Genomic DNA, 18489 nt, shown 5'->3' on the forward strand with positions numbered 1-18489 from the left:
AAAGAATTATTATGAAAAAGTATTTTTGTTGAACATGTAAACAACATAAATTAGATTATTTATTCTTTAATACTAATGATATAAAAACAAGAAAATATTTTTTAAGAGATAAAAATAGTAAAGCAATTTGTTATGACTGTATTTTAAATATTAGGTTAAGTAGGAGGTATAAATATGGATAAACAAAAATTAATTAGTTGATTAAATTTAATTTTAGATAGTGATATAGAACAATATAATAAAGAAAAAGACATATATTATTTAAATAAATTAAAAGGTTCAATTGATATTATTAAAATTTTAATTAATAAAATACAATGCAGAGAATTTGATTAATAATGAAATATGAATTAATTATTGGAATTGACCCTGCTGGTATTGGTAATAATGGAATTGTTATATATTCAAATGAAACTAATAATATTGTTTTTAATGAAACATTCAATACATTAACTGTTTTATGAACTAAAAATATTTATAAAGAAAAATTTCAATTAATTAAAGAAAAATTTATTGATAAAAAAATATTAGTTATTGTAGAAAATTTCTTTTTAAATTCAAAACAATTATTAACTAATCCATTAGCAACTCCTAAAATTATTGGTTCATTAATGGTATTAGTACAAGATGTTATGAATTGAGATTATCTAGAAAACCAACCAAAAAATAAAAATAAAATAACAAATTATAAAGGAAATATAAAATTAACAAAACATGAACAAGATGCATATAAGCATATTCAATATTATTTAAAAAATCATAAAAAAATATTAATTTTTGACAATTATTTAAGGAAATTATAAAAATGAAAGATAAAACAAATTATGTCAAATTAACAGTAAAACTTAGTAACACTATTGAAGCAAAATATTACGAAAAAGGTAATAAAGAATTATATTATAGTGTTCGTGGTCAATGAAATGGATTAAACTATGTTACTTTAATTTTTAATAAACCAAAACTTTATAGACGCTGTATTTTATTAAACAAAAACGATGAAATTATAGTAACTGGTGAAATCTTTAATACTTTAAATATTCCTAAAAATCGTGCATTTTGTTCAATTAATGTTAAATGATTTAAAAAATGAAAAGAGTAAAAAATGATATTATGAAAAATTTTATTAATAGTACCGATATTAATAACAAGTATAACACTAATAATATTTTTAATATTTATTATTAAAGAATTAAAAAATGAATATAAAGTATTGAAAATATTAAATGAAATTGCTAATCAAATTGAAAATAAGGAGAAAAAATAATGAATAGATGTACATTTAGTCAAACTACTAAATTTACTAGTTTAATACCACCACATGATGAAAATTTTGAACAAATACAATGTGAAAATATAACAGAAGAGCAATTTGATGAATATGGTAGAGCATACTGTAAAGAACATAGAATTAAAGTTGATGAAATTAATAAATCAAGACATAAAAATTGTATTAATAAAGAAAAATTACTTGAACATATTAAAAATATAAATTTTAAAGGAATTTTTGGTTTATTAATTAAAAAAATAGAAAACGGAGAAATTAACTAATGACTAATTGTAAACATGAAGATGTAAGCATTGAATTAATATTTCGTTGTAATGATTGTTTAGCTGTTCAATTTCAACATCCAAAAAATAATAAGGAGAAATAACTAAATGAAAATGTGTAATGATTGTAAAGAAAATTATAATTGACCAAATTGTCAAAATTGTTTTAAAAATAATGATAATAAAAACTAATAATTGAAATATAACAATATCAAATCATGATGAAGCAGATAGTTTATTAATTGGTTGATATTATTTAAATAAGGAGAATAAATAATGAATAAAGAACAATTAATTAAATATTTAAATCAATATTATAAAAATATGGAAACTGATAATGAATATCACTTTATGGAATTTAAAAATGAACAAGATAAATATACACATTACGGGATATTATTAGCAATTAATACTATAAAAGAAAAAATAGAAAATGGAGAATTTGACTAATGATAATATTACCTACTTTGTTTGAAAATAAAGATGAAATTGAAATATTATCACCATTTCCAAAAGCAATTCATACAAGTAATGATATTAGAGCAATTATTTTAAGACAATACCCAAATGTTAAATCAAAACACATAATTGTTTCTGACCCCGAAAGTAATGTTGCATTAATAGTTGGTGATAATGATGTATATCAAGGTTGAATTAAAGTAACAATTAAAAAATTAGAAAATTAAAGGAGAACAAATAAATGCAAAAAGAAAAAATTAAAATTAGAAATTATGAATTTGAATTAAATTCTTATGTAGTAGATTCCTTATTAGATGTTATAAGAGAACTGATAAAAACAAATAAAGGAGATTAAATTATGTTAGATGAAATTTTACAAGTCATTTTTGATAAAGCAGATAAAAAAGAGTTAATCGATACGATAGAAAAGTTAATTAATGTTACTAACAATCATTCAGAAACAAAAAAATGACTTATTATAAATTTTGATAAAACTAATTATGTTTTAGAAAAATTATTGAATATGAACGGAGAAATTAAATAATGCCAAATATAGAAAATCAATCAAATTATACATTAACTAAATTAATTAGAACTGGTATAAGTCCTATTTGTGCAATGATTGGTACAAGTGCTTATTATGGTCAAGTAATTGCAAATCCAGTATTAGGTTCAATTAATAGTTTATTATTTGGTAAAAAATTAGGTTTAGATATTTGAAATTTAAATCAAAGACCAAATACTAAAACAAAATTAATTAATAGTTCTAAAAAAATATTACTAGGTTTAGGAACAATCGGTTTAGCAAATTATAGTAAATGAACAGAAAATAATATTAATCCTATTATTCCAACAACACCAACTCCAATAACTACTACAACTACAACTGAGGGTCCACCATGATTATTGTTAGATAAACAAGATAATCAGTCATTAATGGATTGAGATACATATATTAGTTTAAATGCTTATGGTATTTCAAATCTTATTAGTGGATTAACTGAGTTAATACCTAATAAATTTGAAACAATAAGAAAAATTTGTAATATGGCAACTGGTGGATGTTTGATTAGTACTGGTGTTGCTATGGGTATAAATAATAATTTTAATAATGCTTATGCAGTACCTACCATTATTGCTGGGGCATCTGAAATTATTCATAATTTATTACCTATGGAAACAAATCATCATGTTGAAGAAATGCAAGAAACAACATTTAATAATGAAACTACAAGATTAATTAATGATAATAGATTTTCAATTAATAGTGAAACAACCAGTCAATACGGTAGTGATAATATGAGCGAAGTACCATTAAATACTGATAATGCTTCATTAAATTGAGATTACAATCACATGAGTTTATAAAGGGGGTGAAAAGCAATGAATAAAGAAAAAATAATTGAATATTATAATCAAGAAATACAATCATATAAAGAAAGAATGGAACAATTAAATAAAGAAATATCTGTATTAGTAAAAATTATAAGTAATTCACAATCAATGATTGAAAGAATTAATGGTGGTCAATTTGATGAATAATTAAAAAATAAATAATTGAAAGGAAAATATTGAGATGAAAGAATTTTTACATGAATTAATAATTATTGGAACAAGTGTTGGAACATTAATTTGCAGAGAAATTATTGTTTTATTAAAAAGATTTATTACAACTCCAAAACATGTTAGAGCAAATAACAAAATTATAAAACATCAAAAAAAATTAGCAAAATTAAATGAAAAAATTAATAAAGGAGAAAAATAATATGACAAAAATTGAATTTAATGAAAAATATAGAAAAAATAATATCAAAATTGATAGAGATTTTGATTTAGATATAGGAAATTGTTTTAAATTTTCTGATATTGATATATTAGAAAATGCTGTTAATGATTATAAAAAACTAATAAGTGAAATGCCACAATTAGTTAAAGATTGATTATTGGGATAAGATTAGGAGAATGTTAAATGTTAGAAAATGAAAATAATGTTCAACAAACAACTGAACCTTTAACTGAAAATAATGCTTCTTCACAAGAAATAGAAAATAAAGTTAATGAAGCAGAAAATAAGTTAAATAAACTTAATCAAGAAATTAAAGAAAAAGAAATTATTAATATATTTAAAAAATATCAAGTTAAAACTGAATTTTATGATTATTTAAAATTTAAAACAAGTAATATAGAAAATTCAAAAATTGAAGAAACTATTAAAAAAATGATTAAAGAACAACCAGTATTTAAAGAAACAATTAATACAGGTGGCAAACCACAAACAATAATAACAAATCAACCAAATTCAATAAAAAGTACATTATTGGATTATAAAAATAAAAATAAATTATAAGGAAGGAAAATAAAAAATGGCAGTACCATTCAAACAAAATTTAGATAATACCGAAAAATTAGTAGAAGCACCAGAATTTATAGAATTTTTTAAACAATCAAATAGTCCGTGGGCAAGTTTTTTTCCTATCGAAATGGTTAATTCAACAAGAATTGAATTTATAGTTAAAAAACCAAAAGACCCAAAAGTTAAAGTTCTTCAATGAAATGATAAAAGTAAAAGAATAGATGTTGGATATGCTGATACAGATAAAATTATTAAAGAAATTACAGAAGAAGCCGTTGCTGGCGAAACAATTGCAGCAAAAGATTTATTAGCAGAAAATGGTCAAAATTTATTACAAAGTATGCAATATGAAGTTGCTAATGATTTAGCAGATTATTTAGCTAATAACAATACTAATGTAATTGCAAAATATGCAATTAAATTTATGATTGAAAAATCAACAGAACCAAAAGCACAAGCAATTAAATATGTAGAAGCAATGTTGGGGGCATGAAATACATTATTTCAATATAGAAATATTGCAAATTGTAGATTCTTTATTACTAATTCTCTTTATGATAGTATAGTTTATTTGGCAGATAATAAAGGTTTAATTACTGATAATGAAATTGCACAACAATTAAGATTAAATGGTAATGATTTATATATTAAAGGTGTTTTATGTCAAATTGTAATGGATGACTATATGACTTTTAAAAATGATAAAAATGATGATGAAATTATGTCATTTGTTTTAGCAACACCAAGAGCAATGAAAAGATATATGTTGCAAGATACAATTATTTATGTTCAAGAAGTGGCAGATGGTAAAGTTGGAAGAATGTATTTAGTTGGTGGAGAAGTTACAGGTCAAGCCATACCTTATATTTCTAATAATGAAACAACATCACGTTGAATGGCATGTGGAATTATTAATACTGATAAAACTGATTTAAAAACTAAAATTACAAATTTAACAACTGATATTACTGCAAATGTTAATAACAATAATAGTGAATTAAATACACAAATAAAAAGTACTAATGAACTTAAATCATTAAATCCAAATTTAACAAATCCAACTATTAAATATTTTAGTGACGCACAAGGAAAAACTAATGTAAGTAATCAAAAACAAAAAGCAGGTGACTTATATATAACTATTACTGCAAATGTTAATGACTTAAATTATAAAGGAACAACAAATCCAATTAAAATAACTCTTAAATAAAGGAAATTAATACCATGCCAATCGGTACAACTAGTACAGCAATACTTTTAAACATAAATAAACCAAAACATACTAGAACAAGTAACCAACAAGAAAATAAAAGTTTTTGATGAGAAATTTTAGAAATGATTGGTGTACAAGTTATAGCAGTAGCACTTGCTCCTTTTACTGGTGGATTAAGTGAAAGCGTAGCACTTGGATTAGGTGCAAGTGATTTAATTGCTAGTATTAGTGCTGTTGGTGTAGAGTTTTTAACTGATTTTACTATTAATCAAGTTTATGATTATTTAAAAGGAAATGTAACAAAATTAAATACTTTCTTTAATATACTTCCTGCATTTGCTGGACTTAATAAAATTAGTCGTGGTTATCGTACTACTAAATTTATTAAATTAGCAGAAAAAACTAAAACATTAGAACAAGTTGGAATTAAAGAAGCAAAAAACTTACAAGAAATTATAAGTCAAGTAAGTGGAAAAGAAATTTTAACAGATAAAATTATTGGTAATAAACGTTATTTAATGAATTATAGTTTTACTCCTAATCGTGAAACAGTATTACGAGATTTAGGTTATGTTGCTGAAAGACAATATAAAAATAATTTTCAAAAATTAGAAGCACAAGAGTTAAAAGATTACTTATTATTACAAAATACATTAACAAAATTAAGTCCTCAATTAACTCCAAAGTTTAAAATTAAAGATATTGAAAAAGCAAATAATTTTTTAAAAAAATATAATACTGATTTAAAAAAAGTACTATCTATGAATCAACATGATTGATTAAATTTAGTTCATACAATACATACAGAAAATAGATATGGAAAAACTTTAATTTTAGATTTACAAAAAATTCGTGCTAATGCTATTAAATTTAATTTTAAAAAAAGTTCAATTCATAAGATTGTTTTAAATGCAAATAAAATTTTTAAATATTTGGATATTAGATTTTATTTAAAAAAAGGTTTAAATAAATTTTGAAAAAATACATCATATTTTGAAAAATTACGAGAAAGTATATATAAATTACAAGAAAAATTTGAAAAGTTAGAAAAGCAAGCATTTGAGAAAATTAAAAAATTAAAAGAAAAAGCAACTGATTTATTTACTAGTGCAGAAAAAAGAGCAATTAAACATGCACAATTAATTCCATTAAATTCACCAGTATTTATGGGTTGTAAAATTCAACCTTTATCATTAGATAAATGTGCAATTACTATTTATTATCGTAATCCTAAATATAAACCAATTACAGTTGTTGATAGTATTCTTAAAGCAGAAACTTTTGTTGCTCAAATACATCCATTCCATTGATATCGTTGATATAGTGGTTGATACATTGGTTATGGAGTTAATCAAAATAAATGATTAAAAGCAATAGCATTTGCTCCGCCGGTTGTTCAACAAATAATTAGAGATAGTTTTAAAGTATATAGAGAAATATTTAGAATCGTAAGAACTTATCATAAAGTAGCAAATGTTATTAATAATCCTATTGAAAATATTAATAAATCATTTAAAAGTGTTGGTTTAAAATTTTCAGTAAATACTGTATTTGGTACTGGATTATTACATCATTTAGAAAAATTTGCATATAGTCAAGTTGTAAAAAAAGGTAAAAAGAAATTACAAAAAGAAATTATACATATATCACATAGAAAAACTAAAACAAAAACTAAACATTATAAAAAAGCATTTTTTAAGGAATGATAAAATATGATTAATAAACTTTGAACTGGTGTCAGTCTAGAAAATTATAATAACTGATATCCATTAACTGGAAAAATTACAGAAACACCACAGCAATATATACAAACATGACCAAATGTTAATGATTGATTTAAAACTTTTGCTATTCGTGCTCAAAATGATATTAATGCTTATCTTGGTTTTATTTTATCTAAATTTCCTTTTGATAGTTTTAAAGATGAATTAATTAAAGAAACATTAAGAGATATGGTTTTTGTAACCGCTGAACATTGAGTATTTAATCGTACACCAATTGAATTTAATGTTGATGCTACTATTCAGTTTAATAATGGTAGTCAATTTAGTGCAAATAGTATTCCTACAATTAATGTTTGAGATTTAGCACCAAGTAGAATGAAAATATTGGCAAGACTAACAGAATTAAAACAAATATTATCAAATTATAATGATGATGAAATAGATGTTGAAAAAATTGATTTAAAATCATTTTATACTAGAAATCAAGTTGATGAATTAATTGAACAGCAAAAAGAATTTACATTATCAAAACAAATTAAATTATATGATGATTTAGTTGATGATAATGAAAATGAAATATATAGAGGTCCTGTTAGTAAATTTGTTAATAAAGGTTATGTTGCAACTGATTATGATAAAGAAACTGAAACAATGATTTTAGATTGACCTGATGAAATTGGTACATTACCACCCGAAGCATTACAAAATAATCCACAAATTGGTGATTTTACTCATGCACCAACTTGTGATTTTTCGGCTAAACAACAAAAACGAATTACTACTAATGAAAATGAAATTACCAAATTAAATACTGAATTAATTAAAGCAAATGAAAATATTAATGATGTTAAAAATAATTGATTTAATATTGAAACTAGTCCTTTATGAAAAAAAGTTGAAAATAATAATATAGAAATATTTAAATGATATTTTATTAAAATCAGTTATCAATATTCAACAGAAAATAACTTTATGAAATTTTATAAAGTAATTAAAATTTATTTAAATAATGTTTTTAATAAATTTGAATTGCTAAATGTTGATTCCATGACGTATAGTGAACAAATCCAAAATAAAACAATTTTAAATACCGGAACGATTTACTATAACAATAAAAAGAAAGAATTTAGTGGTGGCGGTAATTCTTATCCTGAACGTGGAAAAATTAATTTAATTGGTGATATAGAAGAAATATATCAATATCAAGGAATAGATACACCAACTGAATTTATAGCAGAAGAAAATACTGAACGTGATTATTATACAAAACTAGAAACTAATAATTTATTAGATAAAAAACAAGATAAATTAATTGCTGGTGAAAATATTAAAATTGATGAAAAAACTAATACTATTAGTGCTACTGGTGGAAGTGGTGAATCATTATGATTAATAGACCCTAATTCGCCTAATATTATTCAACCTAAAGAAAAAAGAATTATTACTTCAAATAATACTAGAATTGTTTATATAGCAGACCCTACACAACCACAAGATGCTGTTAATTTAAGAACATTAAATAAAAATATCCCAGATTTAACTGATTATTATAAAAAAGAAGAAGTAGATAAAGAATTAGAAGATAAAATAGATAAAACACAATTTCAATATGCTTTTGTTCTCAATACTTTTGGTACTGAAATTGCTAATTTAGAAACTAGTGATAAAACTATTGCTGGTGCTATTAATGAATTAATTAAAAAAATAAAAGATTTAAAAATTGGTAAATGAAAAGATGTAGCCTTTAATATTAGTACTACTGGTATAAAAAATCAAGAAATTAGATATGATTGTAAAGAAAATAAATTATATCGTATATGATTTAATTTAAATCCAAGACAACAAAAAATAATATTACCAGATATTTATACATTTACTGATTTTGTTTATTCGTTAGGTTCTGGTATTCCACAAACTGTAACAGTATATAGTACTTATATAAAAGAGGGTGGAAGATTACAATTATTATGTTCAAGAAATGAAAATATTGATGTTTTTAAATGAGAAGACATGAATATTAGTGGTGGTAATTTATGAAAATTACAAGAATTGCAGGAATAATATTATGTTTTTTAAAATAATAAAAATTATTTTAGGTTTAATAGGAGTTTTATTATCTTCTGCTGTTGCTGGTTTAATTATATTTATTATAGTAAAAATTGTATTAAAAATTAATCAAATATTTTAAAAAAAGGTGGTGAATATTATGTTAGGTAGATTTTTAAGAAGAGATAAAAGCACTAATAATGAAGAAAAAACTAAATTAACTTTTTTAAAAGGTAAAAGTACACATGCTTCTATTTTAAGTTATTTTGGTTTTAATGATTTTAATCATGAAACATATTTTACTGATTTTGTAGCAGAAAATAATGCTAATTTATATAATGCTCCACTAGATATTAACAACGAAACTATTAAGCAGTATTTAATTCAACAAGAATTTTATAGAAAAAATTGAAATTCTATTTTTAAATTAAGTAAATTAGGAATTAGTGGTTATTTAATTTTTATTGCTAATGATGATTTATATTTTCAAGTAGTTGATATACAACAAAGAGTTTATGATATTACTGGTAAATTAATTCAATGTACTATTTTTTATGATAGTTATGAACAAAATGCACAAATTGTAAGATTATTTGAAATTTATACATTAAATAATGAACAAGTAACTATTAATCGTGCAATTTATAGTATTAGTGATAATAAAAAACAATTTCCACTAGATTTTAAATCATTCATTAATAATCCAAATTTAGAACAAGAACAAACACTAAATATTAACTATATACCAATAGCAATTATGCGAAATAAAGCAAATGAACTAGCAGATTGTAATAAAGTAATGGATAAAATTAAAGCATTAGATGTTATTTATGAACAAATTGTTTTAGATACAATTTTAAACTCACCAAAGTTTATTTTTAATTCAACTTATGGTAATGTAAAAGATTTATTAGAAGATGCTGTAAGAATATTAGTTACTAAAAATTATATTTTTAAAAGTGGTGGAGATAATAATGAACAAAATGAAAATATCAATATGACAAGTAGTAATTTTAAAGGTAAAAATTTAACTGATATATATGACTGAAATGTTAATGAAATATTTAAACGTTGTGGTATTCATATTCCAAGTCAAAAAAAATCTGCACAACAATCAGTTCCCGAAAGTACAGCTGTAAATATTTCAACTATTAATTATATTGAACAAAAATTATGACAATTTAATATTGATATTCTTAAATTTATTCAAATATTAGTACATTTAGATAAAGATTTATTAAATAGTAAAACATTTAATATTAATGATGAACAAGAAATTAATAATTTAACAGTTAAATTAAAATTATTTAATCCCGAAAATAACCAATTAATAGGAGAGAACAATGGAAAACAACAACAAACCACAAACGAAGTTTCCACAGAAACAAACTAAACTTAATCAAGCAGAAGTAGAAAATGATTATTTAATTGATAATATTCCTTATGACTTTACTAATATGATGAGAGCAACTAGTGACCCAGATATTAATAGAGCATACGATGAATTTAAAAAAAGAACAATTTATATTTATGAAATTGAACGTTTATTTAAAAATAATGAAAATAATAGTTTAAGATTTTCAGCAAATACTATTAAAATTGGTTTTATTGATATTGAAAAAGTATTAAAAACTACTGCTGCTGAAACATCAGACTTTACTATGCAATTAAATCAAAGAGCAAGTACAAATATTAATGATAATACTATTGAATATAGTATGACTGATATTAAAAATTTAATATTTCAAGAAATAAATTTATTAAATCAATTTAAGTTATATGCAGTTAGTATAAATGAACCATTAACTGAAAATAATATTGATAATTTATATATCATTAATAATTATTCACAACCTTATCAAAATCCAAAAACTAGAAGTACTAAAAGTATTACTATTATTAAAATTAAAGATTTTAAAACAAGAGATGGTTATCCAATTATTATTAAATTACAAAAACCATTAGATAAAGATACCAAAGTAACTGGTTTAAAAATTAAAGCCCCTAGAAGCATGATTTTTGGCAATATAAAGGTACTTGGTGAAGTTGACAATATGGAAGTATACCCAAAATTATTTGTCAAGGATAAGATAGCATTTCCATTATTATCAATGCCTATTGAAACTCAACCAAAAGTTAGAATTTTACAACAATGATTTAGCGAACAAATATTACCTTGAAATTTAGCAAAGCAATTTATAGGACAAGAAAAATCAGTTTTAGATTTAATTGCTATTGGTGGCGGAACTGAAACAAGAAAAGAAATTATTAATAATGCAAAAATAACATATGCTAAAATTGGTAAATATGATGGACCAGCACCAGTACCTAAAAAATTAGCTGATTTTGAAATGAAAAAGAATGAACAATATATATTATATAGTCATAGAGAACCAACCCCACCATATCCTAGTAAATATATTGCTATTGAATTATCACAGAACTTTAATTCAATTGAAATTGAAATAAATGATAAACCACCAATTGATAGTTTACAACAACTATTATTAGATATGCTAAGTTACACATATAACTATAATAGAAATTTTGAAGGTGCTACATATGATGATAAAACTGGTAAACCCAATAATGATATTGCAAAACTAAGAGCAAAATTTGAAGGACAAAAACCAGAAGATGTAATTACTAATTTATTTAAACAATGAGAATTAGATTATCCAAATTATATAAATTTAGAACAAGTAAAAATATTTAAACAAATATTTGTGATGTTATCAAAATATATTTATTCAAGTATGTCTATTAATAAAGGTTTAAATGATGATAATAAAATTTTATTGCCTTATTATTTTGAATTAAAATCAAAGCCAATACATCCAAATGAAAATAAAATTTGAGAATATAAAGATATAAAAGTTATATTAAAGTCTTCATATTTTGATTTTACAGATATAAATAATATTAAATTAAAAAACAATGATATTAGTCAAAATGAATTATTTAAGTTAGATGATAATCAATTCAACTGATTATCTATTACAAACGAATTAGAAAGTAATAACATACCATCATTAATTCCAGCAGATTGAACATTAGGTAATGGTGAATATGGTAAGTATTTTACAAGAGCAATTATTAGTAATAATAAAATTGAAAATATTTTAAATTTATATGGTTCTAATAAATCACAACTATTTTCTAAATTAGAATTTTATAAACAAATTTCACAAATTGATAATAATGGTAATTTGGAATTACAAATTGAAAACCCGATTAATAACTTAAATCGGATAGAAATTAGTGGCATATTTGGTTCTGGAAATTATGATTTAACTTTAATAACAGATAAACAAGAAATAAATTTAACTAATATTAATTTATTTGATAAATATAATGAAAATATTTCTTATATAAATATTGAAATTTAATTATTGAAAATAATTATCTGTATAAGTACCATCTCATTTTATATCTTCATCATGATGTTTAATTTTAGAAAAATATAATTCAGTTTTATTTGGACTATCTCATTTATTTCATCAAATAGTTGTTGTTCCTAATACTACTTCTCCATTGGGTTCTAAATAATGTTTAACATTAGTACCTATATTATGGGTAAGCACCCCCCATGATTAATCCTATTGTTCCAGTTGTTGCACCAGTTAGTGCTAATGCTAATGTTATTTTACTTAAATTTGTTTTTATTCATGTTTTCATAATAAATTTCTCCTTTTTTCCTTGATTTTACTTATAAATTGTACTGTTTTTGATTATTTTTACAAGTATGCTTTTAAATGCAAAATAACGCCTAAATTAAAGGCGTTTATTTTGTGATACCTATACTATTAATTATATGTAAATTGTTTACTATATAGCAAATGTGAAGATACTTTTTTTCACACTAGCATTATTTTTACCCCTAATTACATTTTTATATGGATACAAGGCATAAAATAATGCATCGTAAGGGTCTTGGTACATATTTTTATCAGGAATGTTAGTTTTGGTTTGGTCATAACGTAATTCTTCTAAACATTGAGTAGTTTTTGGTAAATCATTTTTATTAGCATAAAAGTTTCCATAACTCATAATATTTCTCATTCATACTACTCTATTAGTTAATCCGGCTTCTTGATTTAAATTTGAAGTATGTTTAATAGCAGTTTGTGTTATTAAAATAGTATTATGTTCATCTATTAATTTTTGATTTAATCAATCTATTGCTGTTCTTGCTTTATCATCATAAAAATAAATTGCTTGTTCAAAATTTTCAAAATTATCCATTAATCCTAAAATTTCATTAACATAACCATTAATTTTTTCATTTTCATTAACAAAATCATTTGGAGTAACTACTAATTCACAAATAATATAAGCATCATAATACCCAGTATTATTATATTCTTTAAATCCGACCACCATAAATACAGTATGGTCTTTGTGACCAGTTGCTCAATCAACACCAACTGAATAAAAATCAAATTTATACATATCTTTTTCTTGATTATAAAACTGTTTTAAATCATATGATTGTCAATATTTTACTGTTTTTTGAAAAGGAAAAATTGTTGCATCACTATCTAAAAATTCAAAACCATAATAAACAGTATTGAATTCATCAGGATTACTTTTTTTCATTTCTAATAATGTTCTTTTTTGAATGTCAGGTAATTTATTTCAAAAAGGTTGAATAGTAAATCTTAAAACAAATAAACCTAAACCACTAAATATGTCTTTATTTTCATAGTAAACTTTACCAACTTTTTTAAGATTTTCAATTATTTCATCATTTAATGGTAAAAATGGCGTACAGTATTTTAAATAAAATGGGTGATATTTATCATAAGGATTACATGTAAAAGTAATAAAGAAACTTTTATAAAAATAACGAGTAATTAATTTTCCAAAAGTAGGACTATATATATTTTTATCAATAAAAGTTCAACTTCATTCTTTAATTGGTTCATTTGAAACTTTAATACGATTACTTCTAAACATAGAATTTTGTAAACGCTCATATCTATATGTTAATTGCTTTTCTGTTAGTGTTTCTTTTTCTTCTGCCATTATTATTTCATCAGTACGTGAACCCAAAAAACTTGACCCACCCGCTTCTTTTCCAAAAATTTTATTACCATTAGCATAACCAATAAAATCAATTTGTTGATTATTAGGAAAAATAATACATCCACCATCTTTGGTTATTTTTCATTTAATACCATGTGGATTATTAGGTAATAAATTAATATTATATGTATCTAATAAAACTTGACAAACATTCATTAATGCACCAATTGTCGTTTCACTATGAGTATTTTCATATCTTCTTACTTCTTGAACACTACTATCACTAAAATTACAACATATAAATAAATCAAATGCTAAACAGTTTCAAGTTTTTCTTGTTCCACGTGCAGTTGGTACAAAACGATAAAAACAATTAGTTGTAAAAAATTCTGCTCATTCATCACTAACAAATTGTTTAAAAATATCTCAACTAAAACCATAATTATTATCACTAAAATTAAGATTATATTTTTTATTCAGTTGTGCATAACTACTAATAAAAGGCATATTTTACTCCCTAATTTTTATAAGCAATACAATTAAATTATAACAAACAAAATTTAGAAAGGAACATTAAAAAATGTTTATATTACCATTCTCTAATCATTTTGATTGAGATAAACATGATTTTAATCAAGATGAATTAAGTTTAAAACAAACAGAAGAATTATTTACAAAAATAGATGATTATTTATGAAGTACCTGTGATAAATCTGAATATAAATCATATAGATTTAGAAAACGAAAATTAAAAGCAAAAAAAGGTTTATTAAATTATAAACGACGTATTTGTACAAAATATAACCAAAAAACACAAAAAAATGAATTTGTTTCATTGCTAGATAATTATCTTGGTGTTAAAAAATATAGTAAACTTGCACCTAATGTTATTAAACAAATTTTAAAGTATTTTGCTGATGGAAAAAAGTATCGTGATGTTTGTGATACTTTTATTGATGATTTAATAAGTACTAGTACAGTTTGTAGAACCTATCAAAAATTTCAATTACCAAAAGCTAATATTCCTAAAATAGTATTAGAAAAAAATCAAACTTTATATATAAATATTGATGATGGACATAGAAAATTTAAGTTTAATGAAAAACACAATACTAAAAATTGTAAAAAATGTTCTATGAGATTATTAGTATTTTGTACTGGTAAAAAGAAAAATGGAAAATTAATTAATAAAAAAGCAGTTTGTAAAATAAGAGTATCAAAAACAGAAATTGGTGCTGAAAAAACAGCACAATTAATTAAAAAACATGGTAATTTATTTTTTGAAAATTTTGAACAAGCAAATTTAGTAGTTTGTGGAGATAGTGCAAAATGAATTAGAAAAACTGCTACAATTTTAAATGCTAAATTTATTTTAGATAAATTCCATGCTTTTCATGTTTTATTTCTTGGTATAATGGCTGGAAGAAGAAAAAATAAAATTGCTAAATTACACTATCAAAATGCAATAACTTTATTTGAAAAAGGCCAATATTATGAATTAATTGATTTTTTACAATCATTAGCTTTACAATATAAAAAATTAAAAGTTGGTTATTTTATTAATGCAAAAGATGGTGTATTAAACCAAGCACTAGTTGAAAATATTGGTTGCTTTACTGAAACTAATATTAAACAAATTTTAAAGCATATGATTGGTGATAGAACCTATAATATTGATATGTATACAAAAATGGTTAATTTTAAATGCTATCAAATAAATACTACCATCCAGTTATTATAAATTAAAATTAAAGATTTTAAAAAACCAAAAATAAAATAAAACTTATTAAAGTAACTATTAATAAGAATTTTTGAATTATAAAAGTAAGTATTATTATTGACTAATATTTTACAAGTGTTAAGATTAACATACAATTGCATATTGAAGTCAAAATTATTCTCGTCTAACTTTATAATTTTAAGACAAATTTGAATATTATTGACAACATCGGTATGCTCCCAATTTGTTTAATAACATTAGGTGCAAGTTTACTATATTTTTTAACACCAAGATAATTATCTAGCAATGAAACAAATTCATTTTTTTGTGTTTTTTGGTTATATTTTGTACAAATACGTCGTTTATAATTTAATAAACCTTTTTTTGCTTTTAATTTTCGTTTTCTAAATCTATATGATTTATATTCAGATTTATCACAGGTACTTCATAAATAATCATCTATTTTTGTAAATAATTCTTCTGTTTGTTTTAAACTTAATTCATCTTGATTAAAATCATGTTTATCTCAATCAAAATGATTAGAGAATGGTAATATAAACATTTTTTAATGTTCCTTTCTAAATTTTGTTTGTTATAATTTAATTGTATTGCTTATAAAAATTAGGGAGTAAAATATGCCTTTTATTAGTAGTTATGCACAACTGAATAAAAAATATAATCTTAATTTTAGTGATAATAATTATGGTTTTAGTTGAGATATTTTTAAACAATTTGTTAGTGATGAATGAGCAGAATTTTTTACAACTAATTGTTTTTATCGTTTTGTACCAACTGCACGTGGAACAAGAAAAACTTGAAACTGTTTAGCATTTGATTTATTTATATGTTGTAATTTTAGTGATAGTAGTGTTCAAGAAGTAAGAAGATATGAAAATACTCATAGTGAAACGACAATTGGTGCATTAATGAATGTTTGTCAAGTTTTATTAGATACATATAATATTAATTTATTACCTAATAATCCACATGGTATTAAATGAAAAATAACCAAAGATGGTGGATGTATTATTTTTCCTAATAATCAACAAATTGATTTTATTGGTTATGCTAATGGTAATAAAATTTTTGGAAAAGAAGCGGGTGGGTCAAGTTTTTTGGGTTCACGTACTGATGAAATAATAATGGCAGAAGAAAAAGAAACACTAACAGAAAAGCAATTAACATATAGATATGAGCGTTTACAAAATTCTATGTTTAGAAGTAATCGTATTAAAGTTTCAAATGAACCAATTAAAGAATGAAGTTGAACTTTTATTGATAAAAATATATATAGTCCTACTTTTGGAAAATTAATTACTCGTTATTTTTATAAAAGTTTCTTTATTACTTTTACATGTAATCCTTATGATAAATATCACCCATTTTATTTAAAATACTGTACGCCATTTTTACCATTAAATGATGAAATAATTGAAAATCTTAAAAAAGTTGGTAAAGTTTACTATGAAAATAAAGACATATTTAGTGGTTTAGGTTTATTTGTTTTAAGATTTACTATTCAACCTTTTTGAAATAAATTACCTGACATTCAAAAAAGAACATTATTAGAAATGAAAAAAAGTAATCCTGATGAATTCAATACTGTTTATTATGGTTTTGAATTTTTAGATAGTGATGCAACAATTTTTCCTTTTCAAAAAACAGTAAAATATTGACAATCATATGATTTAAAACAGTTTTATAATCAAGAAAAAGATATGTATAAATTTGATTTTTATTCAGTTGGTGTTGATTGAGCAACTGGTCACAAAGACCATACTGTATTTATGGTGGTCGGATTTAAAGAATATAATAATACTGGGTATTATGATGCTTATATTATTTGTGAATTAGTAGTTACTCCAAATGATTTTGTTAATGAAAATGAAAAAATTAATGGTTATGTTAATGAAATTTTAGGATTAATGGATAATTTTGATAATTTTGAACAAGCAATTTATTTTTATGATGATAAAGCAAAAACAGCAATTGATTGATTAAATCAAAAATTAATTGATGAACATAATACTATTTTAATAACACAAACTGCAATTAAACATGCTTCAAATCTAAATCAAGAAGCAGGATTAACTAATAGAGTAGTTTGAATGAGAAATATTATGAGTTATGGAAACTTTTATGCTAATAAATATGATTTACCAAAAACTACTCAATGTTTAGAAGAATTACGTTATGATGAAACAAAAACTAACATTCCTGACAGAAATATGTATCAAGACCCTTATGATGCATTATTTTATGCCTTGTATCCATATAAAAATGTAATTAGGGGTAAAAATAATGCTAGTGTGAAAAAAAGTATCTTCACATTTGCTATATAATAAACAAGTTGAATATCATTAATAGTATAGGTATCACAAAATAAACTCCTTGCATT

25 protein-coding genes are annotated in these 18489 nt (G+C 22.6%); 22 read left to right on the forward strand and 3 right to left on the reverse strand.

Translation table 4 applies throughout. The annotated features are described in order from the left end of the window. Positions 1-174 precede the first annotated feature (174 nt). From ACXUB0_RS10950 to ACXUB0_RS11045, 20 genes are all read left to right on the forward strand, one after another. Positions 175-336: a hypothetical protein gene (locus ACXUB0_RS10950; protein WP_458257487.1), complete on the forward strand. Its 162-nt coding sequence runs from the start codon at positions 175-177 to the stop codon at positions 334-336. A gap of 2 nt (positions 337-338) precedes the next feature. Further along, entirely contained in the window at positions 339-803 is a 465-nt protein-coding gene (locus ACXUB0_RS10955; protein ID WP_458257488.1) for a hypothetical protein, read from the forward strand. 2 nt (positions 804-805) lie between these two features. Beyond that, the gene (locus ACXUB0_RS10960; RefSeq protein ID WP_458257489.1) at positions 806-1099 is read left to right on the forward strand and encodes a hypothetical protein; all 294 of its coding nucleotides are present in this window, start codon (positions 806-808) and stop codon (positions 1097-1099) included. Positions 1100-1102: 3 nt separating this feature from the next. Further along, positions 1103-1264, forward strand: a complete 162-nt coding sequence (locus ACXUB0_RS10965) for a hypothetical protein (protein ID WP_342266587.1) — start codon at positions 1103-1105, stop codon at positions 1262-1264. Next, positions 1264-1548 (forward strand): hypothetical protein, encoded by a 285-nt coding sequence (locus ACXUB0_RS10970; RefSeq protein WP_458257490.1) that lies wholly within the window; start codon positions 1264-1266, stop codon positions 1546-1548. The genes ACXUB0_RS10965 and ACXUB0_RS10970 overlap by 1 nt, the downstream gene beginning before the upstream one ends. A gap of 121 nt (positions 1549-1669) precedes the next feature. Next, on the forward strand, positions 1670-1825 hold the full coding sequence (locus tag ACXUB0_RS10975; RefSeq protein ID WP_458257491.1) for a hypothetical protein: 156 nt from the start codon (positions 1670-1672) through the stop codon (positions 1823-1825). Then, positions 1825-1998, forward strand: a complete 174-nt coding sequence (locus tag ACXUB0_RS10980) for a hypothetical protein (protein ID WP_458257492.1) — start codon at positions 1825-1827, stop codon at positions 1996-1998. The genes ACXUB0_RS10975 and ACXUB0_RS10980 overlap by 1 nt, the downstream gene beginning before the upstream one ends. Continuing rightward, the gene (locus ACXUB0_RS10985) at positions 1998-2234 is read left to right on the forward strand and encodes a hypothetical protein (protein WP_174480108.1); all 237 of its coding nucleotides are present in this window, start codon (positions 1998-2000) and stop codon (positions 2232-2234) included. The genes ACXUB0_RS10980 and ACXUB0_RS10985 overlap by 1 nt, the downstream gene beginning before the upstream one ends. A gap of 131 nt (positions 2235-2365) precedes the next feature. Further along, positions 2366-2551 (forward strand): hypothetical protein, encoded by a 186-nt coding sequence (locus ACXUB0_RS10990; protein WP_458257493.1) that lies wholly within the window; start codon positions 2366-2368, stop codon positions 2549-2551. Continuing rightward, positions 2551-3375 (forward strand): hypothetical protein, encoded by an 825-nt coding sequence (locus ACXUB0_RS10995; RefSeq protein ID WP_458257494.1) that lies wholly within the window; start codon positions 2551-2553, stop codon positions 3373-3375. The genes ACXUB0_RS10990 and ACXUB0_RS10995 overlap by 1 nt, the downstream gene beginning before the upstream one ends. 15 nt (positions 3376-3390) lie before the next feature. Next, positions 3391-3549, forward strand: coding sequence for a hypothetical protein (locus tag ACXUB0_RS11000; protein WP_458257360.1), 159 nt, complete (start codon positions 3391-3393; stop codon positions 3547-3549). A 34-nt stretch (positions 3550-3583) separates the two neighbouring features. Then, positions 3584-3772 (forward strand): hypothetical protein, encoded by a 189-nt coding sequence (locus ACXUB0_RS11005; RefSeq protein WP_174481134.1) that lies wholly within the window; start codon positions 3584-3586, stop codon positions 3770-3772. Between the two features lies 1 nt (position 3773). Continuing rightward, positions 3774-3959 carry a hypothetical protein gene (locus ACXUB0_RS11010; RefSeq protein WP_458257413.1) on the forward strand — a complete coding sequence of 62 codons (186 nt, stop codon included), beginning with the start codon at positions 3774-3776 and terminating at the stop codon, positions 3957-3959. 17 nt (positions 3960-3976) lie between these two features. Continuing rightward, positions 3977-4354, forward strand: a complete 378-nt coding sequence (locus ACXUB0_RS11015) for a hypothetical protein (RefSeq protein ID WP_458257496.1) — start codon at positions 3977-3979, stop codon at positions 4352-4354. A gap of 16 nt (positions 4355-4370) precedes the next feature. Further along, entirely contained in the window at positions 4371-5570 is a 1200-nt protein-coding gene (locus tag ACXUB0_RS11020; protein WP_458257497.1) for a hypothetical protein, read from the forward strand. Between the two features lie 14 nt (positions 5571-5584). Further along, positions 5585-7282 (forward strand): hypothetical protein, encoded by a 1698-nt coding sequence (locus ACXUB0_RS11025; protein WP_458257527.1) that lies wholly within the window; start codon positions 5585-5587, stop codon positions 7280-7282. 3 nt (positions 7283-7285) lie between these two features. Beyond that, positions 7286-9358: a hypothetical protein gene (locus ACXUB0_RS11030; protein ID WP_458258623.1), complete on the forward strand. Its 2073-nt coding sequence runs from the start codon at positions 7286-7288 to the stop codon at positions 9356-9358. A 4-nt stretch (positions 9359-9362) separates the two neighbouring features. Further along, on the forward strand, positions 9363-9485 hold the full coding sequence (locus ACXUB0_RS11035; RefSeq protein ID WP_255495889.1) for a hypothetical protein: 123 nt from the start codon (positions 9363-9365) through the stop codon (positions 9483-9485). Between the two features lie 18 nt (positions 9486-9503). Continuing rightward, positions 9504-10736, forward strand: a complete 1233-nt coding sequence (locus ACXUB0_RS11040) for a hypothetical protein (RefSeq protein WP_458257693.1) — start codon at positions 9504-9506, stop codon at positions 10734-10736. Continuing rightward, positions 10687-12732: a hypothetical protein gene (locus ACXUB0_RS11045; RefSeq protein WP_458258431.1), complete on the forward strand. Its 2046-nt coding sequence runs from the start codon at positions 10687-10689 to the stop codon at positions 12730-12732. The genes ACXUB0_RS11040 and ACXUB0_RS11045 overlap by 50 nt, the downstream gene beginning before the upstream one ends. Here the strand turns inward: ACXUB0_RS11045 and ACXUB0_RS11050 are convergent, their stop codons facing one another. Continuing rightward, the gene (locus ACXUB0_RS11050; RefSeq protein WP_458257696.1) at positions 12733-12927 is read right to left on the reverse strand and encodes a hypothetical protein; all 195 of its coding nucleotides are present in this window, start codon (positions 12925-12927) and stop codon (positions 12733-12735) included. 244 nt (positions 12928-13171) lie between these two features. Further along, complete coding sequence (locus tag ACXUB0_RS11055; protein ID WP_458258664.1) at positions 13172-14878, reverse strand: hypothetical protein; 1707 nt, start codon at positions 14876-14878, stop codon at positions 13172-13174. Positions 14879-14951: 73 nt separating this feature from the next. Here ACXUB0_RS11055 and ACXUB0_RS11060 point away from each other — a divergent pair, with 73 nt between their 5' ends. After that, positions 14952-16112 (forward strand): Mbov_0401 family ICE element transposase-like protein, encoded by a 1161-nt coding sequence (locus ACXUB0_RS11060; protein WP_458257521.1) that lies wholly within the window; start codon positions 14952-14954, stop codon positions 16110-16112. 169 nt (positions 16113-16281) lie between these two features. Here ACXUB0_RS11060 and ACXUB0_RS11065 read toward each other — a convergent pair whose 3' ends face one another. Continuing rightward, entirely contained in the window at positions 16282-16653 is a 372-nt protein-coding gene (locus ACXUB0_RS11065; protein ID WP_458258665.1) for a hypothetical protein, read from the reverse strand. Between the two features lie 73 nt (positions 16654-16726). Between ACXUB0_RS11065 and ACXUB0_RS11070 the strand changes: the two genes are divergently transcribed. Further along, positions 16727-18433, forward strand: a complete 1707-nt coding sequence (locus ACXUB0_RS11070) for a hypothetical protein (RefSeq protein WP_458258666.1) — start codon at positions 16727-16729, stop codon at positions 18431-18433. Positions 18434-18489: the final 56 nt, after the last annotated feature.

The sequence above is a fragment of the Spiroplasma endosymbiont of Dactylopius coccus genome (assembly GCF_977110965.1).